Genomic DNA, 19,615 nt, shown 5'->3' on the forward strand with positions numbered 1-19,615 from the left:
CCGTTCCCGCGGCCTGTCCGTTCCCGCGGTGCCGGTGGTCAGCCCGCGCTCGCCGCCGCGCACACGGCGGCGCAGATCCGGGCCAGGTCCTCGTCGCCCGTCACGTACGGCGGCATCGTGTAGATCAGGTCGCGGAACGGCCGCAGCCACACGCCCGCCCGCACCGCAGCCGCCGTGGCCGCGGCCATGTCGACGTCGTGGTCGAGCTGGACGACGCCGATCGCGCCGAGCACCCGCACCTCACGGACGCCCGGAAGGCCGGCCGCCGGGGCGAGCCCGGCCCGCAGGCCGGTCTCGATCCGCTTGACCTCGACCTGCCAGTCCTGGGAGAGCAGCAGGTCGATCGAGGCGAGGGCGACGGCCGACGCCAGCGGGTTCCCCATGAACGTCGGCCCGTGCGCCAGGACGGGAACCTCGCCGCGCGAGATCCCGTCGGCCACCCGGCTCGTGCAGAGCGTCGCCGCCATCGAGAGGTAGCCGCCGGTCAGCGCCTTGCCCACGCACATCACATCGGGGGAGACCCCGGCCTGGTCGGCGGCGAAGAGCGTGCCCGTCCGGCCGAAACCGGTCGCGATCTCGTCGAAGACGAGCAGGACGTCATGCGCGTCGCACGCCTCGCGCAGCACCCGGAGGTACGCCGGGTCGTGGAAGCGCATCCCGCCCGCGCCCTGCACGACCGGCTCCACGACCACCGCGGCCAGCTCGTGCGCGTGCTCGGCGATCCGGGTCCGCAGCAGCTCCGCGTACGACTCCTCGTAGACGGCCGGCGGCGCGTCCACGAAGACCTGCCGCTGGAGCACCCCCGCCCACAGCTCGTGCATCCCGCCCTGCGGGTCGCACACGGACATCGGCTGCCAGGTGTCCCCGTGGTAGCCGCCGCGCCAGGTGAGGAGCCGCTGCTTCCCGGGACGGCCCAGCGAACGCCAGTACTGCAGGCACATCTTGGCCGCGACCTCGACGGAGACCGAGCCCGAGTCGCTGAGGAAGACGTGCCGCAGCGGCTCCGGGGTGATCTCCACGAGCCGTGCGGCGAGCCGGACGGCCGGCTCGTGCGTGAGCCCGCCGAACATGACGTGGCTCATCTTCTCCAGCTGCCCGCGCACCGCCTCGTTGAGCACGGGGTGGTTGTAGCCGTGGACCGCCGACCACCACGAGGACATGCCGTCGACCAGCTCGTCCCGGCCCTCGGCGGGCTCGGCGAGCCGGAGGCGCACGCCGGACGCGGACGCGACGACCAGCGGCTCCGCGCGGCCCGGCATGGGGCCGTACGGATGCCAGACGTGCGCCCGGTCCAGGGCGAGGAGTTCGCCGGTGCCGAGGGGCGCGCCGTCAGGCATTCGGCGCGAGGTCCGTGCCGGCGCCCCGGCGGCGCACGGCCACCAGGTCGGTGCGGGCGTCGCCCGCCGAGGCCGCCGCCGGAGCCGCGTGGCCGCCGCAGGGGCCGCAGCCCCCGCCCTCCTCGCCGTGCGGGCCGCAGCCGGCCGGGGCCCCGGAGCCGCAGCCGCCCGAGGACGCCGTCCCGCAGCCCTCCGTCGCGCCCGCCGCGGCGAGCGCGTCCGCGCGGTGCTTCGGCAGCGTCGTCGTGCCCGCGCCCTCCACCTCGAAGCCCGCGTCCGCGATCATGTCCAGGTCGGCCTGGCCGGCCTGGCCCTCGCTCGTCAGGTAGTCGCCGAGGAAGATCGAGTTCGCGATGTTCAGCGCGAGGGGCTGCATCGACCGCAGGTGCACCTCGCGCCCGCCGGCGATCCGGACCTCGACGTCGGGGCAGACGAACCGCACCATCGCCAGGATCCGCAGACACCGCTGCGGGGTCAGGTTCCACTCCTTGGCGAGCGGCGTCCCCTCGAAGGGGATGAGGAAGTTGACCGGCACCGAGTCGGAGTCGAGCTCACGCAGCGCGTAGACGACGTCGACGAGGTCCTCGTCCGTCTCGCCCATGCCCGCGATCAGGCCCGAGCAGGCGGACAGACCGGCGGCGTGCGCCTTCTGCACGGTGTCCACCCGGTCGGCGTACGTGTGGGTCTTGGTGATCCCCTCGTACGTCGCCTCGGACGTGTTCAGGTTGTGGTTGTACGCGTCGGCGCCGGCGTCCTTGAGCCGCTCGGCCTGCCCGTCCGAGAGGAGACCGAGGCAGGCGCACACCTCGATGCCCTCGTTCTCCTCCTTGATGGCCTCGATGGTCCTGCCGACCCGCTCGACGTCCCGGTCCGTCGGACCCCGGCCGCTCGCGACCAGGCAGACCCGCTTGGCCCCGCCCGCGACACCCGCGGCGGCGGCCCGCGAGGCCTCGTCCGGCTTCAGCCAGGTGTACTTGAGGATCTCGGCCTTCGAGCCGAGCCGCTGCGAGCAGTACGAGCAGTCCTCGGGGCACAGGCCCGACTTCAGGTTCACCAGGTAGTTGAGCTTCACCCGTCGCCCGAACCACTGGCGGCGCACCTTCCCGGCCGCCGCCACCACATCGAGCAGTTCGTCGTCGGAGGTCGCCAGGACGGCGAGTGCTTCTGCACGGCTCGGCAGCTCGCGCCGCAGCCCCTTGTCCACCAGCGTGTTCAGCAGGTCCATAAGCGCTGATCCTCGCCTACCGCCCACCCCCGGGCCAAGGAGGAACTGAACAAACGCCCCCGAGAGAGGTGTGTGGATGACCACATCCCGACCTCGGCACCCTGCGGTTAGGGTCTGTGCGCTGCCTACAAAAGGATCGCCGCATGCCACAGGCCGAGGACGCACGGACCGCGGGTGCCCGCCGCACCGCGTTCGACTGGACCGACGCCGAGGCGCGCCGCCGGGCCGACGCGGGTCTCGTCCGCACCCTGCGGCCGCGGGCCGCCGACTCGGACCTGCTCGACCTGGCGGGCAACGACTACCTGGGCCTCACCCGCCGTCCGGAGGTGACCGGGGCGGCGGCCGAGGCGGCCCGCCGGTGGGGGGCAGGGGCCACCGGCTCCCGGCTGGTCACCGGCACCACCCGGCTGCACACCCGGCTCGAACGGGAACTCGCCGCGTTCTGCGGATTCGAGGCGGCCCTCGTCTTCTCCTCGGGCTACACCGCCAACCTCGCCGCGCTCACCGCGCTCGGCGGCCGGGACTCCCTGCTCGTCTCCGACGCGGCCAACCACGCCTCGATCGTCGACGGGTGCCGGCTGGCCCGCGCCGAGACGTCCGTCGTGCCGCACGCCGACCCCGAGGCCGTACGCAAGACGCTCGGCGCGCACCCCGGCCGGCGGGCCCTGGTCGTCAGCGACTCCGTCTTCTCCGTCGACGGCGACAAGGCCCCGCTCGCGGAACTCGCCGAGGCCTGCCGCGCACACGGCGCCGGGCTCCTGGTGGACGACGCCCACGGCTTCGGCGTCCTCGGCGAAGGCGGCCGGGGCGCACTCCACGAGGCCGGCCTCGCGGGCGACGAGGACGTCGTCGCGACCCTGACCCTTTCCAAGTCCCTCGGCAGCCAGGGCGGCGCCGTCCTCGGCCCGGCCCGGGTGATCGAGCACCTGGTGAACGCGGCCCGCACCTTCATCTTCGACACGGGCCTCGCCCCGGCCGCCGTCGCCGGCGCGCTCGCGAGCCTGGGGCTGATCCGGGCCGAGCCCGGTCTCGCCGAGCGGGCCCGCACCGTGGCGGCCACCCTGCACCGGCTGCTCACCGAGGCCGGCCTCACGGCGGCCCGGCCCGACGCGGCCGTGGTGTCGGTGCGCGCGCCCTCCCCGGAGGCCGCGCTCGGCTGGGCCGCGGACTGCCGGGAGCAGGGCCTCTCGGTCGGCTGCTTCCGGCCCCCGTCGGTGCCCGACGGCATCTCGCGGCTGAGGCTCACGGCGCGGGCCGATCTGACGGACGCGCAGATCGACGCGGCGGTGGCGACGGTCCTGCGCACCGCGCCCTCCGCCGGGTAGCGGCCAAGAGCGTTCCCGGGCAGCAGAGTTCACCGCTTCGGGCGACAGATGGGGACATATCTTGGTGGAACGCCGCACGGCGCGGCGCGATCGGTGGCACTCTGACGCGAAGCGCAATCCGGGGCGTTGGCCCCGGTGGGAAAGGGACAGCGTCGCCATGGCAGATCACCAGGAAGCATCCGTCACACTGCCGAGCGATCCCGCCTCGGTCCCCACGGCCCGGCGGTACGTCGCCGGGGTCCTCGCGGACTGGGGCCTGGACGATGCCGCGGACATCGCGGACGCCATCCGGCTGATCGTCTCCGAGCTGGCGACCAACGCCGTGCTGCACACCCTGGGCCAGTCGCCGACCTTCACGGTCGACGTCCGCCTGGAGCGCGAGGAGCAGTTGTACATCGGTGTCACGGACAGCCATCCGCGCCGTCCGCGCCGTCTCCCGGCGGCGGTCCAGCAGGACAACGGCCGGGGCATGGTCATCATCCGCGTCCTGGCCGCGGAGGCCGGCGGCCGTCTGTCGGTCACGCCGACGGACGACGGGGGCAAGACGGTCTGGATCACTCTTCCCTGGACCGCGGTCCCGCTGGCCAGCTGTTAGTCCGCCGGAGCGCGGTCCCGCCCGCCGGCCGTGAGGAGGACCCGGCCCGGACGGCCGGGGTTCCCGGGGTCGAGTTCCGTCGGTCAGGGGTACGGCGGCGCCACCGCACCCCCCCCACAGACGAACCGCTACCGCCGCCTGATCAGCGGACGCGGCCGTAGTAGACCTTCGACGACCAGATCTTGTCGAGCTTCACCCAGGAACCCGTCTTGGGCGAGTGCCAGATTTTGCCGCTGCCGGCGTAGATGCCGACGTGGTACACCCTTCCGCCGGAGTGGAAGAAGACCAGGTCCCCCTTCTGCCTGGTGGAGGCGGAGATGTGCCGGGTCTTGTTGTACTGCTGCTGCGCGGTGCGGGGCAGCGACTTGCCCGCCTTCTTGTACGCGTAGAGCGTCAGACCGGAGCAGTCGAACCGGGAGGGCCCGCTGCTTCCGTACCGGTACGGAGCTCCCTTCTTGGACGCGGCGACGCTCAGTGCCTTGTTCGCGTGCGTGGTGGCTGCCTGGGCCTCGACCGCCGCACCGGGTGCGAACAGCGTGCCGCCGACGGCGGCGAGGGTGAGAGCCGAGACGGCTCCGGCCCGGGACAGCAGGGACGGGACGTGCATCTGCGCAGTCATGCGCAACCCTTCGTCAGCCGCCTGCGAAGGATGACCTGTCGGGTTCGGGCTGGCGAAGATGCCCGGCCGCTGACGCGGCTTCACCCCAAGGGACGATCCCGCTGCCGGAACAGCGCGTACGCCCCGTAAAAATCGGGTCCTCCACTCCTGCCGATCCACTTCTGTCGACCAGACGTCCGGGACAGCGGCAGGACTCGGCGTCCGCCCGGACCGCCCCGCCGCGGTGGCGGGGGCTTGTCGTCGACAGGGATCTTGACCCACAACAGGGCCGAAATCCGAGCTGAAACGGCGATATGTGAGGCTCCTCACGACTGATCCATTCGGGTGGACAGAGAGCCTTTGTGATCTTCGGAGGCGGGGCCGACGAGCCTCGCACCAGCGGTGGAACGTCCCATTCCGCCAAATGCGTACACCTGCTGTGCAAGTCACCCGGCACATATGTCGACTCGTCGACTACGCCGAACGAGGGAGCGAATCTGCGGTGCGCGTCGGCCGTCCGGACCTGGACACGACACGCGGTCCTGTCAACTCGCGGGGGTCTGCCGGACGGTGACGCGACCGGTCCTGCGCTCGCCGTCCAACACCCGCAGGGCGCGCGCCAATGTGTCCGCGTGCACCTCGCTCTCGCCCCGCAGGTGCATCAGCGTCACGGCCCGCAACAGCGCCTCCGCCCGCCCCACCAGGGCCTGAGCCGCGCGCAGGGCGCCGTAGGTGTGCGTGCCCCGGGACGGATTGATCTTCCCGAGCAGGTCGACGACCTCGAGGTAGGCGTCGACGAGTTCCCCCTCGGCGCGGGTCAGCGCGGGCAGCGGCGGCAACTCGGGGACCACGGCCGGGTCACCGCGCCGCGCCGCCGGCGACCGCGCGCCGACTCGTGATCACGTGGTCCACCAGGCCGTACGCGAGCGCCGCCGGGGCGTCCAGCACCGTGAGCCGGTCGAGGTCGGCCTCGACGCGGTCCCGCTCCCGGCCCGTGTGCTCGACCAGCATCCCCGTCATCAGCGTGCGGAGGCGGAGCAGTTCGCGGGCGTGGATGTCGAGGTCGCTCGGCTGGCCCTGGAGCGGCTCGTCCATCGCGGGCTGGCGGAGCGTCACCCGGGCGCCCGGCAGCATCATGCGCTTGCCCGGGGTTCCGGCGGCGAGCAGCACGGCGGCGGTGGAGACGGCCTGGCACAGGCAGGTGGTCTCGACGTCGCAGTGGAGCGAGCGCAGCGTGTCGTAGATCGCGGTCATGGAGCTGACCGAGCCGCCGGGGGAGTTGATGTAGAGCGAGACGTCCTGGTCCGGTCCCGCGTGGTCCAGGTAGAGGAGTTGGGCGATGACGTCGTTGGCCGACGTCTCGTCGATCGGCGTCCCGAGGAAGACGATGCGGGACTCGAGGAGCTTCGAGTAGGGGTCGAGGGTCCGGGTTCCGTGGCTGGTGCGCTCGGTGAACTCGGGCAGGACGTGGCGAGCCTCCATGGCGGGTACCTCCATCGGTAAAAAATGTACAGGATGTACAGACCGTAAGATGGGGAGCATGACCTACGAGATCCCGGTGACGCAAGCGAGAGCCGAGCTCGCCGACCTGATCAACCGAGTCGTGTACGGCGGCGAGCGCGTGGTCGTCACCCGCCACGGGAAGCCGCTCGTCGCCCTGGTCTCCGCCGCTGACCTGGAAGAACTCGAAGCGGCCGAGAAGCCCGCCGACGAGCAGGTGATCAGCTCCGTCTCCGGCCTGCACTCGCTCGACTCCGCTACCGGCGAACAGCGGCGCTTCGGCATCGCCGCGCACCACCGCGAACCGGGCGGCTCCTGACGCTCCACCCGCGCACACGGAAGAGCCGCGTGCCCCCGTCCGCTACAGCGGGGGCACGCGGCCGTCTTCTTCGCCCTGCCGGGCGGGCGGGTCAGCCCGCGCGTGCCGGGGCCGGGACCGCCACGGGCGGCTGCTCCACCGGTGCCGGACGGCTCCGCACGCCTCCCGCCACCGTCGCCGCCAGGCCCGCCGCCGCCCAGAGGGCGAGGACGAGCAGCGGGCCGCCCGCCGCCGCGCCGTCGAAGGACGAGACGGACCGGAGGGCCGAACCCGCCGCGCCCGGGGGCAGCCAGCCGCCGATGACCCCCACGGGGTTCGGCAGCAGCTCCGGCGCGCTCGCCACCCCCGAGAACGGGTTGCCGAGCAAGATCATCAGCAGCGCGCCCAGCCCGAGGCCCGGCTTCCCGATCAGCGCCGCGAGCCCCGCGAAGGTCGAGCCGATCGCCAGGACGGTGAGGCTCAGGACCCCGGCCTCCGCCCACCAGTTCCCGCCGAGCGCCCCGAGCCAGCTGTGCGCGAGGGCCGTACCGACGAGGCCGGCGAGCGCCGCCGCACCCGCGAGCGCGCCCGCCGCCCGTCCGCCGCGCAGCCCCAGGAGGGTGACGACGACGCCGGCCGCCGCTCCGGCCAGGGCGAGCGGCAGCAGGCTGGAGGAGAGGACGGCGCCCCGCGGGTCGCCCGCCGGGGCGGCGACCACGTCCGTGACCTGAACCGGCGTGCCGCCGGTGGTCGGCGCGGCGAAGGCCTCCCGCAGCAGCCCGGCCACCACGGGGCTCGCCGCGGACGCGGTGAGCAGCTCCGTGCCGCCGGGGGTCACGACCACCGCTCCGTATACACGGCGGTCCTCTATCGCGGCGCGGGCCGCGGCCCCGTCCTCGTAGCGGTGGACCTCGAAGGCGCCTTCGTGGCGGGCGAGACCGCGCTCCACGGCGGCGGCCGCCGGGGCGGGTCCCGCGACCCCGATCGGCAGGTCGCGGGGCGCCGTACGCGCCGCCGGCCAGGCGAAGGCCCAGAGGGTGAGGGCGACGACGACGGGGATGAGGGCCATCACCGCGATGGTCCTGCGCCCCGCGCCGAGGGCGGTGGCGTTGGCGGACATGGGGTCCTCGATTCAAAGAGAAGGATCGTTCGTTTTCGAGTGTCCACACTCCTGCGGACCCCGGGAGTTGTCAAGAATGAATATTCGTTTTAGGTTCGTGGCATGGCTCGTGTCTCCCAGGAACACCTCGACGCCCGGCGGCGCCAGATCCTCGACGGGGCGGGGCGCTGCTTCGCCCGCAACGGCTTCCACGCCACGTCGATGCAGGACGTGCTGGGCGAGGTCGGCCTGTCGGCCGGCGCGGTCTACCGGTACTTCCGCGGCAAGGACGAGATCATCGGAGCCATCGCGTCCGAGGCGTTCGCCGGGATCCGGGGAGCCTTCGAGGAGGCGTCCCGGACCACCCCGCCGCCCACTCCCGACGTGCTGATCGGCGCGGTCTTCCGGCTCTTCCTGGAGGAGCGGATCGAGGGCGCCGACGGGCAGGCCTTCGCCCGGCTGATCATCCAGGTGTGGACGGAGACCCTGCGCAACGAGCAGCTGGCGAAGACCCTCGCGGACGGGTACCACGGCATGCGGGTCGCCTGGACGGACCTGGTCACCGTGTACCGCGAGAGCGGCGTCCTCTCCGCCGACGTCCCCGCCGACCACATGGCCCGCACGCTCATCGCCGTCGTCCAGGGCTTCATCGCCCAGCAGGCCCTCTTCGGGGACGTCTCCGTCGAGGTTCTGGAGGACGGTCTGCGCGGACTGATGTCCATGTCTGTCGATCCGGTCGGACGATCATGAAAGAGCAAAGCCGCAGTTAACGAGCCGGAAAAACTTCCGCCCTAACGTGCAATGTCTGGCCGCGAGCCGCATCTCCGCAGTTCAACAAGGTGTTGACGGTCGGTAGGGTCCGCAGCTGCCGGGTGTCCCGGTCGACGACTGTGAGGTGGAAGAGTGCAACTGAGCCCGCACGAACAGGAACGCCTGCTCATCCATGTGGCCGCCGACGTGGCCGTCAAGCGCCTGGCCCGCGGCGTGCGCCTCAACCACCCCGAGGCCGTCGCCCTGCTCACCTCCCACGTCCTGGAAGGCGCCCGGGACGGCCGCACCGTCGCCGAACTCATGGCCTCGGGACGCAAGGTGCTCACCCGCGACGACGTCATGGAGGGCATCCCCGAGATGATCCACGACGTCCAGGTCGAGGCCACCTTCCCCGACGGCACCAAGCTCGTCACCCTCCACGACCCCATCGTCTGAACGGGCCGCGCAGATGATCCCCGGAGAGATCCTGTACGCGGAGGGACCCGTGACCCTCAACGAGGGCCGCCCCGTCACGCGACTGACCGTGCTCAACGCCGCCGACCGGCCCGTCCAGGTCGGCTCCCACTACCACTTCGCCGAGGTCAACCCCGGCCTGGACTTCGACCGCGCCGCCGCGCACGGCCTGCGGCTGCACATCGCCGCCGGCACCGCCGTCCGCTTCGAGCCGGGCATCCCGGTCGAGGTCGAACTCGTCCCGCTCGCCGGCCGCCGGATCGTGCCCGGCCTGCGCGGCGCGACCGCGGGCCCGCTCGACCGGACCCCCGCCGGGGCGCCCCGGGTCGACACGGCCGCCGAGCCTTCCGAGACCGAGGGGGCCGACCGTGCCTGACCTGCACCGCGCCGTCCACGCCGACCTGTTCGGCCCCACCACCGGCGACCGCATCCGGCTCGCCGACACCGACCTCCTCGTCGAGATCGAGGAGGACCGCAGCGGCGGCCCCGGCCGGGCCGGCGACGAGGCCGTCTTCGGCGGCGGCAAGGTGATCCGCGAGTCGATGGGCCAGGCCCGCACCACCCGGGCCGAGGGCGCCCCCGACACGGTGATCACCGGCGCCGTGGTCATCGACCACTGGGGTGTCGTCAAGGCCGACATCGGCATCCGGGACGGCCGGATCACCGCCCTCGGCAAGGCCGGCAACCCCGACACCATGGACGGCGTCCACCCCGACCTCGTGATCGGCCCCGAGACCGAGATCATCGTCGGCAACGGCCGGATCGTCACCGCCGGAGCCGTCGACGCCCACGTCCACTTCATCTCGCCGACCGTCGTCGAGCAGGCCCTCGCCACCGGTGTCACCACCCTCGTCGGCGGCGGAACGGGACCGGCCGAGGGCACCAAGGCCACCACGGTCACCCCCGGCCCCTGGCACACGGCCCGCATGTTCGAGGCCCTGGACGTCTTCCCCGTCAACATCGGCCTGCTCGGCAAGGGCAACACCATGTCCCGGGAGGCCATGCACTCCCAACTGCGCGGCGGGGCCCTGGGGTTCAAGATCCACGAGGACTGGGGGGCGACCCCCGCCGTGATCGACGCCTGCCTCCGGGTGTGCGAGGAGACCGGCGCCCAGCTCGCGATCCACACGGACACCCTCAACGAGGCCGGATTCGTCGGCGACACCCTCGCCGCCATCGCCGGACGGACCGTCCACGCCTACCACACGGAGGGCGCCGGCGGCGGGCACGCGCCCGACATCATCACCGTGGTCTCGGAGCCGTACGTCCTGCCGAGCTCCACCAACCCGACCCGGCCGCACACCGTCAACACCATCGAGGAACACCTCGACATGCTGATGGTCTGCCACCACCTCAACCCGGCCGTTCCCGAGGACCTCGCCTTCGCCGAGTCCCGGATCCGGCCCTCCACCATCGCCGCCGAGGACGTCCTCCACGACCTGGGGGCCATCTCGATCATCTCCTCCGACTCCCAGGCCATGGGCCGCATCGGCGAGGTGGTCCTGCGCACCTGGCAGACCGCCCACGTCATGAAGAAGCGCCGCGGGGCCCTGCCCGGAGACGGCCGCGCCGACAACCACCGCGCCCGCCGCTACGTCGCCAAGTACACGATCAACCCGGCCGTCGCCCAGGGCATGGACCACCTCATCGGCTCCGTCGAACCCGGGAAGCTCGCCGACCTGGTGCTCTGGGAACCCGCCTTCTTCGGGGTGAAGCCGCTCACCGTCCTCAAGGGCGGCCAGATCGCCTACGCCCAGATGGGGGACGCCAACGCCTCCATCCCCACCCCCCAGCCCGTCCTGCCCCGGCCGATGTTCGGCGCGCTCGGAAAGGCCGCGGCGGCCGGCTCGGTCAACTTCGTCGCCCAGGCGGCGATCGAGGACGACCTCGCGCAACGCCTGGGCGTGAACAAGGAGTTCACCCCGATCCGCAGCACCCGCCGGGTCTCCAAGACGGACATGAGGGAGAACGACGCGATGCCCCGGGTCGAGGTCGACGCCGACACCTTCACGGTCACGATCGACGGCGACGCGGTCGAACCCGCACCCGCCGCCGAACTGCCCATGGCCCAGCGTTACTTCCTCTTCTGATGACACGGCGCGCCGCACTCCTCGTGCTCGCCGACGGGCGGTTCCCCGCCGGCGGGCACGCCCACTCCGGCGGTGCCGAGGCCGCCGTCAGGGCCGGCCGCATCCGGGACGCGGCCGGACTGGAGGCCTTCTGCCGCGGCCGGCTGCACACCACCGGCCTCACCTCCGCCGCCCTGGCCGCCGCGGCGGCCCACGGACTCGACCCGGTCGACCTCGACGCGGCGGCCGACGCCCGCACCCCGTCGCCCGCCCTGCGCACCGCCGCCCGCCGACTCGGCCGCCAGATGATGCGGGCCGCCCGCGCCGCCTGGCCCTGCGCCGAACTCGACGCGCTCGCCGCCGCGTTCCCGCGCGGCGCCCACCAACCGGTCGTCCTCGGCGTCGCCGCCCGCGCCGCCGGGCTCGGCCCCGAGGACGCCGCCCACTGCGTCGCGTACGAGACGGTCGGCGGCCCCGCCACCGCGGTGGTCCGCCTGCTGGGCCTGGACCCCTTCCAGGCCACCGCCGTCCTCGCCCGCCTCGCCCCCGCCATGGACCTGGTCGCCGAGGAGGCGGCGCGCGCCGCGCGGCAGGGCGTCGACGCCCTGCCCGCGGCCTCCGCGCCCCTCCTCGACATCACCGCGGAGCAGCACGCCTCCTGGCCCGTCCGCCTCTTCGCCTCCTGACCCCCTGGAGTTCCCCCATGCACCTCGACCACGGCCACACCCACCACGGCGCCGTCTCCGCCGACGCCCACCGTCCCGACGGCACCCGCCGTGCCCTGCGCATCGGCCTCGGCGGACCGGTCGGCTCGGGCAAGACCGCCACCGTCGCCGCCCTCTGCCGGCTCCTGCGCGATTCCCTCTCCCTCGCCGTCGTCACCAACGACATCTACACCCGCGAGGACGCCGAGTTCCTGCTCCGCAACGCCGTCCTGCCGCCCGAGCGGATCCAGGCCGTGGAGACCGGGGCCTGCCCCCACACCGCCATCCGCGACGACATCTCCGCCAACCTCGAAGCCGTCGAGGAGCTCGAGGACGCCGTCGGCCCGCTCGACCTCATCCTGGTCGAGTCCGGCGGCGACAACCTCACCGCCACCTTCTCCAAGGGGCTCGTCGACGCCCAGATCTTCGTCATCGACGTGGCCGGCGGCGACGACATCCCGCGCAAGGGCGGCCCCGGCGTCACCACCGCCGACCTCCTCGTCGTCAACAAGACCGACCTCGCCCCCTACGTGGGCTCCGACCTGGAGCGGATGGCGCGCGACGCCGAGGAGCAGCGCGGCGACCTTCCCGTGGCCTTCACCTCGCTGCGCGCCGAGGGCGGCGTCGCCCCGGTCGCCGACTGGGTCAGGGCGCAGCTCGGGGCATGGACCGCGTGAGCCTGCGCGCCACCGCGCGGATCACCGCCGACGCCGACGGCGGCCTGCCGCTGCTCGTGAGCGACGGGCCCCTCGCGCTCCGCCGGACCAGGGCCGCCGGCCCGTACACCCGGGTCACCGTCGTCGGCGCGATGAGCGCGCCGCTCGGCGGGGACCGGCTCGCCGTCGAGACCGAGGTGCGGGCCGGGGCGCGGCTCCTGGTCGACTCGGCCGCCGCCACCCTCGCCCTGCCGGGCCGGAGCGCCGAACCGGCCGCGTACGACGTCCGGATCGGCGTCGGCGAGGACGGGGTGCTCCGCTGGCTGCCGGAGCAGGTGGTCTCGGTCCGCGGCTCCGACCTGCGGATGCGGACCGTCGTCGAGCTGGCCGCCACGGCCCGCCTGGTGCTCCGCGAGGAGCAGGTCCTCGGCCGCCACGGGGAGCCGCCCGGCAGCCTCGTCACGCGCCTCACCGTCCGCCGCGCCGGACGGCCCCTCCTCGACCAGGAGCTGGCCTTCGGTCCGGGCGCCCCCGGCGGCTGGGACGGCGGCGCGGTCCTCGGCGGTCACCGGGCCACCGGGCAACTCCTCGTCGTCGATCCGGCCTTCGAGGAGAAGCCGGTCCACCCGCGGCTGATCGGCGAGCACGCCGCCGTCACCCCGCTCGCCGGCCCGGCGGCCCTCGCCACCGCCGTCGCCCCGGACGCCCTGGCACTGCGGCGCCTGCTCGACGACGCCCTGTCCGAACTCGCCCCGTTCTGAGGCTGTTCGGACGGTCTGTGAGGGTGCGGTGAGGTCACCGCTGAGCGGTACACCGTTCACCGGTTATTGGTTCGGCAAAGAAACACGTGTTCGCCCTTTCATCGGGAGGCTCCCGGACGAAAGGATCCCCCGGACAGCCAACACACAGCGCCGCCACGGGGGGTGGCGCTCCTCCTGGGGGAGTACACGTTGAGACGTACGGCAATGCTCGGCTCGGCCGGCACCCTGATAGCGGGCACGCTCGTCGCGGGCGCGCTCGCGGCCCCGGCGGCGAACGCCGACAGCAACCGCCACCTGCGCGACGCCGAGTCGATCGGTGTCGCCGTCGCCGCGGCGCGCGCCGCCCAGGCGGGCATCGACTGGCAGGACTGTCCGGCCGACTGGGGCCTGGAGAAGCCGATCCAGTGCGGCTGGGTCACCGTCCCCGTCGACTACGCCAAGCCCAACGGCAAGAAGATCAAGATCGCGGTCGACCGGATCAACGCCACCGGCACCCCCTCCGAGCGCCAGGGCGCGCTCCTCTACAACCCCGGCGGCCCCGGCGGCTCCGGCCTGCGCTTCCCGCGCCGGGTCACCACCAAGAACGCCATCTGGGCGGGTGCCGCCAAGGCGTACGACTTCGTCGGCTTCGACCCGCGCGGCGTCGGCAAGTCCGCCCCCATCTCCTGCGTCGACCCCGCCGAGTTCGTCAAGGGCCCCAAGCCCGACCCGGTCCCCGACAGCGAGGCCGACAAGCGCGCGCAGCGCAAGCTCGCCGCCGAGTACGCCCAGGGCTGCGCCGAGAAGAGCGGCGACATGCTGCCCTTCATGACCACGCCCAACACCGCCCGCGACCTCGACGTCATCCGCGCCGCCCTCGGCGAGAAGAAGCTCAACTTCGTCGGCGTCTCCTACGGCACCTACCTGGGCGCGGTCTACGGCACCCTCTTCCCGACCCACGTCCGCCGCATGGTCCTCGACAGCGTCGTGAACCCCTCGACCCGGAAGATCTGGTACGAGGTCAACCTCGACCAGGACATCGCCTTCGAGGGCCGGCTCAAGGACTGGATGACCTGGGTCGCCCGGAACGACGCCACCTACCACCTCGGCGACACCCTCGCCGAGGTCCAGCAGCAGTGGGTGACCCTGCGGGCCGCCGCCAAGAAGGCGCCCCTCGGCGGCAAGGTCGGCCCGGCCGAGCTCATCGGCTTCTTCCAGAACGCGCCCTACTACGACTCCATGTGGGCGCCGGTGGCCGAGGCCTGGAGCGCGTACGCCGCGGGCGACCCGCAGCCGCTCATCGACAACGCGGCCTCGGACCCCACCGACACCGCCGGCAACGCCGCCTCGGAGAACGGCAACGCCGTCTACACCGCGGTCGAGTGCGCCGACGCCCCGTGGCCGACCAGCTGGAAGACGTGGGACCGGGACAACAGCCGGCTCCACCAGAAGTACCCCTTCATGACCTGGGCCAACGCATGGATGAACCTGCCGTGCGCCACCTGGTCCGCGCCCCGCCAGCGCCCGACCGAGGTCAAGACCGGCAAGGGCCTGCCGCCGGTGCTCATCGCCCAGTCCGAGCGCGACGCCGCCACCCCGTACGCCGGCGCCGTCGAGCTGCACAAGCGGTTCAAGGGCTCGCGCCTGATCACCGAGCGGGACGCCGGCTCGCACGGCATCACCGGCCTGGTCAACCCGTGCCTCAACACCAAGGTCGAGGCCTACCTGCTGACCGGCAAGCTGGACGCCAGGGACCAGACCTGCGCCCCGCACGCCACCCCGACGCCCTGACCGGCTGACGGCCCGGTGGGGGCGGGACGGCCGTCCCACCCCCACCGGGGTCACCCCCGGGAGGCCAGCCAGGCGTCCTCCGCCGCGTAGTCGAACAGGTCCACCCCGTACTTCGCGAGTCCCGGGAAGGCCTCCCGCCACTCCCGTCCCGCGAGCCGCTCGGTCAGCCACGCGACCGTCTCCGGCAGCGCGTCGGCGTACGACACCACCGGCCGGTACCCCAGCTCCCGCTCCGCCGCCGCCATGTCGTAGACCACGGACCGCGGGGCCGTCCACGGGGTGGCTCCCACGATGTCCCCCGGCGGTGCGCCCTCGATCAGCACCGTCTCGCTCTCGACGCCCATGACCGCGTCGACCGCCGCCCCGATCTCCGCGACCGTCGGCGCCTCCGGATCCCCGCCGTTGAGCACCCGGCTGCCCGGACTCGCCGCCGCCAGCCGGACGAGCTCCGCGAGGTTGTCCACGTGCACCGGGTGGAACCGGGAGGCCCCGCCGTACGCCAGCGGGCGCACCGCCCGCCCGTCGAGGATCCGCTTGACGAACCACAGCTCGCGCGGACCGGGGGAGTACGGCCCGTGGATCGCGCCGGGCCGCAGCACCGTCGTCGGCAGCGCCGGGCCGGCCGCGAGCACCTCCCGCTCCAGCGCCACCTTCCGCGTGCCGTAGGTGCCGTCTCCGGGCGCCACCGTCCGCCAGTCCGCCGGGATGGGCAGCGGGTAGTCGGGGAAGCCGTCCGGCCGGTCCTGGGTGTCGAAGCTCCGTCCCCGCGCGTCCTCGTAGACGGCGCCGCTGGACACCACCACCGCCGAGCCGATCCGGTCCGCGAGCCCCGTCACCTGCCGCCCGTGCCCCGCGTCGTACGCGACGACGTCCACCAGCACGTCGCAGCCCTCGCCCAGTCCGGCCGCGAGCGCGCCGTCCTCGTTCCGGTCGAGCGCCACCGACCGGACCTCGTCCGGCCACCTCGCGTCCCTGCCGCCGCCCCGCGACGCGGCCGTCACCTCCCAGCCGTCCGCGACGAGCGCCCGCACGGCCGCCCGCCCCACCTGTCCCGATCCACCCAGCACGAACACGGTTCCCTTGGTCATGATCGTGACGCTACGGCCGTCCGGTGCGGCGGCCCAGGGGTTTGCGCCGAGCGCGGATCCGCTCACAGCGTCCGCCGCCCGGGAACCCCGGACGGCGACTCAGTCGTCCGTCCGCGCCTCCGCCGCCTTCACGTCGGCCGCGTAGGCGTCCACGTACTCCTGTCCGGACAACCGGAGGATCTCGTACATGATCTCGTCGGTCACCGCACGGACCACGGTCCGCTCGCCGGCCGACCCGGCGAAGCGGGAGAAGTCCAGGGGCTCCCCGAACCTGATGGTGACCCGGCGGATCCTCGGCACCACCTTCCCCGGCGGCTGGATCTCGAAGGTCCCCACCATCGCGCAGGGCACCACGGGCACCCCGGCCGTCAGCGCCATCACCGCCACGCCCACCTTGCCCTTGTAGAGCCGGCCGTCGTGCGAGCGCGTCCCCTCCGGGTAGATGCCGAGCAGCTCACCCCGGTCCAGCACGCCGAGCCCCTCCCGGATCGCCGCCTTGCCCGCCTCCTTGCCCGAGCGGTCCACCGGGATCTGCCCGGCCGCCCGGAAGAACGCGGCCGTGAGCCGGCCCTTGATCCCCGGCCCCGTGAAGTACTCCTGCTTCGCCAGGAACGTGATCCGCCGGTCGAGCACCACCGGCATCAGGAAGTGGTCGGAGAAGGACAGGTGGTTCCCCGCGACGATCGCGGCCCCCTCCTCCGGGATGTGTGCGAGACCCTCGATGCGCGGCCGGAAGAGCAGCCTCAGCAGCGGTCCCAGCAGTACGTACTTCATCAGGTGGTAGAACACCCGCGACCCCCGTTCGTCGTCCGTCATGCCCGTTGTACGCGCGCACGCGCCCGTGGTCCACTGGTGGGGGAGCGTCATGACGACCGGCGAGCGAGGAATCGGACGCCCCGGCCGCGTCCTCACCGCGCTGCTGTGCGCTGTGGCGGCGGCCGGGCTGTACGGCTGCTCCGACGCGGGACGGCCGGAGCCGTCCCCCACGCCCACACCCGTGCCCGCCACCACCGCGCCGCCGCCCACGACGGCGCCGCCGGCCACGACCCCTCCCGCCGCCTCCGGCCTCTCCCCGTTCACCGGGCTCCCGGCCCGGTCCGGCCCCGTCCTCGCCGTCAAGATCGACAACGTGGCCGCGGCCCGCCCGCACACCGGGCTCGGCGCCGCCGACGTCGTCTACGTGGAGCAGGTCGAGGGCGGCGTGACCAGGCTCCTCGCGGTGTACTCCTCCCGCCTGCCCGAGCGCGTCGGACCCGTCCGCAGCGCCCGCGAGTCCGACGTGGAGCTGCTCGCCGCCTTCGGCCGACCGGTCCTCGGCTACTCGGGGGCCCAGTCCGCCCTCGACCCGCTCCTGCGGGCCGCGCCCCTGGACCCCGTCACCGAGTCCACCAGCCCCGGCGCCTTCCGCCGCTCCGCGGACCGGGCCGCCCCGCACAACCTGTACCTGCGACCCGGGCGGGCCCTCGACACCGTGGCCGCGCCCCAGGAGGCCCGGGACATCGGCTTCCGCTTCGGCCCCGCCCCGGCCGGCGGCACCGCGGTCCCGGCCGAGACCGTCCGCTACCCGGCGGCCCGCTACACCTTCACCTGGTCCGCCTCCGACCGGACCTGGCGCGTGGCGATGGACGGTCGACCGGCCCGCGACACCGCCACGGGGCCCCTCGCGCCGTCCACCGTGGTCGTGCAGCACGTCACCGTCCGCCCGTCCCGCTTCCACGACGTCACCGGCGCGGTCTCCCCGTACACCGAGACCGTCGGGAGCGGCACCGCGACGGTCCTGCGCGACGGGCGCGCGTACGAGGCGCGCTGGTCCCGCACGGCGGCGGCGTCGGGCACCGCGTTCACGACCCCGGACGGCGCGCCGCTGGCCTTCGCACCGGGGCAGGTCTGGGTGGTCCTCGCACCGCGCGGCTGACCGCGCGGCACCCCGGCCCGACGGGCTCAGGGGCTCGCCGGTCCGGGACCGGCCGGCGGGCGGCGGCGCGGGCCCGCCGGGGCCGCGCTGTCCGACGCGGCGAGGCCGATCGTCGCCACCGCGAGCACCACCGAGCCGAACCAGAGCCATCCGCTGCTGCCGAGCGCGACCGTGTACGCGGTCGTGAGCACCACCGCGGCGCAGGTGAGCACCGCCATCGTCTTCGTGCCACCGGACATGAGTCCGCCCTCCTCCCGACCGAGGTCGTGGAAGCCGTCCAGCCCATCGTGACCCCCCAGGCGGGGCGCGCGCTACTCCCCGGACGCTCCGGCGTGCGCCGGACATGCCGCCGGGCCCGGCTCCGGACCCCGTACGAGGTCCCGCGCCGGGCCCGGACGGGGGCCGCTCACCGCACGCCGGGCGTCACCGCCGGGCCTGGAGCGAGGCGAGGTACGCGTTGTACGCCTCCAGCTCCTTGTCCCCGTCCCGGTCGGCGGCCCGGTCCTTGCGGACCGCCTGCCGCTGCTCGGAGTGGTACCACTGGTAGACCAGCGCGATCAGCACCAGCACCGACGGGATCTCGCTGAACGCCCAGGCGATGCCGCCCGCCGCGTTCTGGTCGGTGAGCGCGTCGATCCCCAGCGAGGCCGGCGGGTTCTGGTAGGCCTTCACCATCGGCTCCGAGGCCATCATCAGCGCGATGCCGAAGAAGGCGTGGAACGGCATGCCCGCGAACAGCTCCAGCATCCGCATCACGTAGCCCGGCCGGTGCGGGCCCGGGTCGACGCCCATGATCGGCCAGAAGAACACGACGCCGACCATCAGGAAGTGGACCATCATGCCGATGTGCCCCGGCTTCGAACCCATCAGGAAGTCGAACAGCGGGGTGAAGTAGAGCCCGTAGAGGCTGGCGATGAACATCGGGATCGTGAAGCCCGGGTGCGTGATCACCTTCATGTACCGGCTGTGCAGCAGCTTCAGGAGCAGCTCGCGCGGGCCGGTCGAGCCGCGGCCCGCCACCGGCAGCGCCCGCAGGGCCAGCGTGACCGGCGCGCCGAGCAGCAGCAGGATCGGCGACAGCATGGAGATCACCATGTGCTGGACCATGTGCACGCTGAACATGACCATGCCGTAGTCGTTGAGCCTGGTGCACATGACGAGCGCGATCGTCAGCACGCCGACGGTGAAGAACACCGTCCGGCTCACCGGCCACGCGTCCCCGCGGCCGCGCAGCCGCGCCACGCCCCAGCCGTACAGACCGAGCGCCGCGAGGCAGCCGACCAGGAAGAAGGGGTCGGGAGAGAACTCCAGCCCCCGTCCCAGCGTGAACGGCGGCAGATCCATGGTCATGCCGTGCCCGCTGTGATCCATCGTGTGCACTCCTGGAGCCCGATTCGCGCTTGTTGTCCGCACCAGACTAGAACCGCCCCCGGCCGCGACTGCGACCGGGG

Annotated in this window: 22 protein-coding genes and 1 riboswitch; of the genes, 12 read left to right on the forward strand and 10 right to left on the reverse strand. The window is 73.4% G+C overall.

The annotated features are described in order from the left end of the window. Positions 1-38: 38 nt before the first annotated feature. Together ACY0MR_RS30835 and bioB are read right to left on the reverse strand one after the other, a co-directional pair. Complete coding sequence (locus ACY0MR_RS30835; RefSeq protein WP_361859949.1) at positions 39-1,337, reverse strand: adenosylmethionine--8-amino-7-oxononanoate transaminase; 1,299 nt, start codon at positions 1,335-1,337, stop codon at positions 39-41. Next, on the reverse strand, positions 1,330-2,562 hold the full coding sequence (gene bioB, locus ACY0MR_RS30840; protein ID WP_473556565.1) for a biotin synthase BioB: 1,233 nt from the start codon (positions 2,560-2,562) through the stop codon (positions 1,330-1,332). Before bioB ends, ACY0MR_RS30835 begins: the two co-directional genes overlap by 8 nt. Before the next feature lie 143 nt (positions 2,563-2,705). On the opposite strand from bioB, the gene ACY0MR_RS30845 reads away from it, so the two are divergent. Together ACY0MR_RS30845 and ACY0MR_RS30850 are read left to right on the forward strand one after the other, a co-directional pair. Then, positions 2,706-3,887 carry an 8-amino-7-oxononanoate synthase gene (locus ACY0MR_RS30845; protein WP_473556568.1) on the forward strand — a complete coding sequence of 394 codons (1,182 nt, stop codon included), beginning with the start codon at positions 2,706-2,708 and terminating at the stop codon, positions 3,885-3,887. 157 nt (positions 3,888-4,044) lie between these two features. Then, positions 4,045-4,482, forward strand: coding sequence for an ATP-binding protein (locus ACY0MR_RS30850; protein ID WP_361857000.1), 438 nt, complete (start codon positions 4,045-4,047; stop codon positions 4,480-4,482). 142 nt (positions 4,483-4,624) lie between these two features. On the opposite strand, the gene ACY0MR_RS30855 is transcribed toward ACY0MR_RS30850, so the two are convergent. The 3 genes from ACY0MR_RS30855 to ACY0MR_RS30865 all read right to left on the reverse strand — a co-directional run bounded on the left by ACY0MR_RS30855 (position 4,625) and on the right by ACY0MR_RS30865 (position 6,577). Then, positions 4,625-5,101, reverse strand: coding sequence for a C40 family peptidase (locus ACY0MR_RS30855; protein ID WP_388805170.1), 477 nt, complete (start codon positions 5,099-5,101; stop codon positions 4,625-4,627). A gap of 3 nt (positions 5,102-5,104) precedes the next feature. Beyond that, positions 5,105-5,235: riboswitch (cyclic di-AMP (ydaO/yuaA leader) on the reverse strand. Between the two features lie 390 nt (positions 5,236-5,625). Beyond that, positions 5,626-5,931, reverse strand: a complete 306-nt coding sequence (locus ACY0MR_RS30860; RefSeq protein WP_361857006.1) for a hypothetical protein — start codon at positions 5,929-5,931, stop codon at positions 5,626-5,628. Positions 5,932-5,938: 7 nt separating this feature from the next. After that, the gene (locus ACY0MR_RS30865; RefSeq protein WP_473556570.1) at positions 5,939-6,577 is read right to left on the reverse strand and encodes an ATP-dependent Clp protease proteolytic subunit; all 639 of its coding nucleotides are present in this window, start codon (positions 6,575-6,577) and stop codon (positions 5,939-5,941) included. A 43-nt stretch (positions 6,578-6,620) separates the two neighbouring features. On the opposite strand from ACY0MR_RS30865, the gene ACY0MR_RS30870 reads away from it, so the two are divergent. Then, the gene (locus ACY0MR_RS30870) at positions 6,621-6,899 is read left to right on the forward strand and encodes a type II toxin-antitoxin system Phd/YefM family antitoxin (protein WP_388805166.1); all 279 of its coding nucleotides are present in this window, start codon (positions 6,621-6,623) and stop codon (positions 6,897-6,899) included. 91 nt (positions 6,900-6,990) lie between these two features. Here the strand turns inward: ACY0MR_RS30870 and ACY0MR_RS30875 are convergent, their stop codons facing one another. Further along, positions 6,991-7,998 carry an ABC transporter permease gene (locus tag ACY0MR_RS30875; RefSeq protein ID WP_473556573.1) on the reverse strand — a complete coding sequence of 336 codons (1,008 nt, stop codon included), beginning with the start codon at positions 7,996-7,998 and terminating at the stop codon, positions 6,991-6,993. Positions 7,999-8,100: 102 nt separating this feature from the next. Here ACY0MR_RS30875 and ACY0MR_RS30880 point away from each other — a divergent pair, with 102 nt between their 5' ends. The 8 genes from ACY0MR_RS30880 (at position 8,101) to ACY0MR_RS30915 (ending at position 15,161) form a co-directional block, all read left to right on the forward strand. Beyond that, on the forward strand, positions 8,101-8,727 hold the full coding sequence (locus ACY0MR_RS30880) for a TetR/AcrR family transcriptional regulator (RefSeq protein WP_473556575.1): 627 nt from the start codon (positions 8,101-8,103) through the stop codon (positions 8,725-8,727). A 153-nt stretch (positions 8,728-8,880) separates the two neighbouring features. Then, entirely contained in the window at positions 8,881-9,183 is a 303-nt protein-coding gene (locus ACY0MR_RS30885) for an urease subunit gamma (protein WP_361857021.1), read from the forward strand. A gap of 13 nt (positions 9,184-9,196) precedes the next feature. After that, positions 9,197-9,577 carry an urease subunit beta gene (locus tag ACY0MR_RS30890; protein WP_388805156.1) on the forward strand — a complete coding sequence of 127 codons (381 nt, stop codon included), beginning with the start codon at positions 9,197-9,199 and terminating at the stop codon, positions 9,575-9,577. After that, the gene (locus ACY0MR_RS30895; RefSeq protein ID WP_473556578.1) at positions 9,570-11,291 is read left to right on the forward strand and encodes an urease subunit alpha; all 1,722 of its coding nucleotides are present in this window, start codon (positions 9,570-9,572) and stop codon (positions 11,289-11,291) included. Before ACY0MR_RS30890 ends, ACY0MR_RS30895 begins: the two co-directional genes overlap by 8 nt. Then, entirely contained in the window at positions 11,291-11,956 is a 666-nt protein-coding gene (locus ACY0MR_RS30900) for an urease accessory protein UreF (RefSeq protein ID WP_404086157.1), read from the forward strand. The genes ACY0MR_RS30895 and ACY0MR_RS30900 overlap by 1 nt, the downstream gene beginning before the upstream one ends. Before the next feature lie 17 nt (positions 11,957-11,973). Continuing rightward, the gene (ureG, locus tag ACY0MR_RS30905; protein WP_361857032.1) at positions 11,974-12,651 is read left to right on the forward strand and encodes an urease accessory protein UreG; all 678 of its coding nucleotides are present in this window, start codon (positions 11,974-11,976) and stop codon (positions 12,649-12,651) included. After that, the gene (locus tag ACY0MR_RS30910; protein ID WP_392862815.1) at positions 12,648-13,391 is read left to right on the forward strand and encodes an urease accessory protein UreD; all 744 of its coding nucleotides are present in this window, start codon (positions 12,648-12,650) and stop codon (positions 13,389-13,391) included. The genes ureG and ACY0MR_RS30910 overlap by 4 nt, the downstream gene beginning before the upstream one ends. A 189-nt stretch (positions 13,392-13,580) precedes the next feature. After that, a complete protein-coding gene (locus ACY0MR_RS30915; protein ID WP_388805144.1) occupies positions 13,581-15,161 on the forward strand; it encodes an alpha/beta hydrolase in 1,581 nt (526 codons plus the stop codon). A 50-nt stretch (positions 15,162-15,211) separates the two neighbouring features. Here the strand turns inward: ACY0MR_RS30915 and ACY0MR_RS30920 are convergent, their stop codons facing one another. Then, the gene (locus ACY0MR_RS30920) at positions 15,212-16,249 is read right to left on the reverse strand and encodes an NAD-dependent epimerase/dehydratase family protein (RefSeq protein WP_473556582.1); all 1,038 of its coding nucleotides are present in this window, start codon (positions 16,247-16,249) and stop codon (positions 15,212-15,214) included. Positions 16,250-16,348: 99 nt separating this feature from the next. Continuing rightward, positions 16,349-17,038 carry a lysophospholipid acyltransferase family protein gene (locus ACY0MR_RS30925; protein WP_404086191.1) on the reverse strand — a complete coding sequence of 230 codons (690 nt, stop codon included), beginning with the start codon at positions 17,036-17,038 and terminating at the stop codon, positions 16,349-16,351. A gap of 25 nt (positions 17,039-17,063) precedes the next feature. Between ACY0MR_RS30925 and ACY0MR_RS30930 the strand changes: the two genes are divergently transcribed. Further along, positions 17,064-18,164 carry a DUF3048 domain-containing protein gene (locus ACY0MR_RS30930; RefSeq protein WP_392862670.1) on the forward strand — a complete coding sequence of 367 codons (1,101 nt, stop codon included), beginning with the start codon at positions 17,064-17,066 and terminating at the stop codon, positions 18,162-18,164. A 26-nt stretch (positions 18,165-18,190) separates the two neighbouring features. Here the strand turns inward: ACY0MR_RS30930 and ACY0MR_RS30935 are convergent, their stop codons facing one another. Together ACY0MR_RS30935 and ACY0MR_RS30940 are read right to left on the reverse strand one after the other, a co-directional pair. Beyond that, the gene (locus ACY0MR_RS30935; RefSeq protein ID WP_388805490.1) at positions 18,191-18,403 is read right to left on the reverse strand and encodes a hypothetical protein; all 213 of its coding nucleotides are present in this window, start codon (positions 18,401-18,403) and stop codon (positions 18,191-18,193) included. Between the two features lie 184 nt (positions 18,404-18,587). Next, the gene (locus ACY0MR_RS30940; RefSeq protein WP_361860091.1) at positions 18,588-19,535 is read right to left on the reverse strand and encodes a cytochrome c oxidase assembly protein; all 948 of its coding nucleotides are present in this window, start codon (positions 19,533-19,535) and stop codon (positions 18,588-18,590) included. Between the last annotated feature and the right edge of the window lie 80 nt (positions 19,536-19,615).

It is taken from the genome of Streptomyces sp. JN8 (assembly GCF_055808075.1).

What these genes read in the sequence shown, in the direction of transcription:
- ACY0MR_RS30890 (WP_388805156.1), top strand. Translation starts at nt 9,197, where the DNA reads ATGATCCCCGGAGAGATCCTGTACGCGGAGGGACCCGTGACCCTCAAC.
- ACY0MR_RS30870 (WP_388805166.1), top strand. Translation starts at nt 6,621, where the DNA reads ATGACCTACGAGATCCCGGTGACGCAAGCGAGAGCCGAGCTCGCCGAC.
- ACY0MR_RS30845 (WP_473556568.1), top strand. Translation starts at nt 2,706, where the DNA reads ATGCCACAGGCCGAGGACGCACGGACCGCGGGTGCCCGCCGCACCGCG.
- ACY0MR_RS30900 (WP_404086157.1), top strand. Translation starts at nt 11,291, where the DNA reads ATGACACGGCGCGCCGCACTCCTCGTGCTCGCCGACGGGCGGTTCCCC.
- ACY0MR_RS30880 (WP_473556575.1), top strand. Translation starts at nt 8,101, where the DNA reads ATGGCTCGTGTCTCCCAGGAACACCTCGACGCCCGGCGGCGCCAGATC.
- ACY0MR_RS30855 (WP_388805170.1), bottom strand. Translation starts at nt 5,101, where the DNA reads ATGACTGCGCAGATGCACGTCCCGTCCCTGCTGTCCCGGGCCGGAGCC.
- ACY0MR_RS30875 (WP_473556573.1), bottom strand. Translation starts at nt 7,998, where the DNA reads ATGTCCGCCAACGCCACCGCCCTCGGCGCGGGGCGCAGGACCATCGCG.
- ACY0MR_RS30850 (WP_361857000.1), top strand. Translation starts at nt 4,045, where the DNA reads ATGGCAGATCACCAGGAAGCATCCGTCACACTGCCGAGCGATCCCGCC.
- ACY0MR_RS30940 (WP_361860091.1), bottom strand. Translation starts at nt 19,535, where the DNA reads ATGGATCACAGCGGGCACGGCATGACCATGGATCTGCCGCCGTTCACG.
- ACY0MR_RS30930 (WP_392862670.1), top strand. Translation starts at nt 17,064, where the DNA reads ATGCCCGTTGTACGCGCGCACGCGCCCGTGGTCCACTGGTGGGGGAGC.
- ACY0MR_RS30865 (WP_473556570.1), bottom strand. Translation starts at nt 6,577, where the DNA reads ATGGAGGTACCCGCCATGGAGGCTCGCCACGTCCTGCCCGAGTTCACC.
- ACY0MR_RS30920 (WP_473556582.1), bottom strand. Translation starts at nt 16,249, where the DNA reads ATGACCAAGGGAACCGTGTTCGTGCTGGGTGGATCGGGACAGGTGGGG.
- ureG (WP_361857032.1), top strand. Translation starts at nt 11,974, where the DNA reads ATGCACCTCGACCACGGCCACACCCACCACGGCGCCGTCTCCGCCGAC.
- ACY0MR_RS30835 (WP_361859949.1), bottom strand. Translation starts at nt 1,337, where the DNA reads ATGCCTGACGGCGCGCCCCTCGGCACCGGCGAACTCCTCGCCCTGGAC.
- ACY0MR_RS30935 (WP_388805490.1), bottom strand. Translation starts at nt 18,403, where the DNA reads ATGTCCGGTGGCACGAAGACGATGGCGGTGCTCACCTGCGCCGCGGTG.
- bioB (WP_473556565.1), bottom strand. Translation starts at nt 2,562, where the DNA reads ATGGACCTGCTGAACACGCTGGTGGACAAGGGGCTGCGGCGCGAGCTG.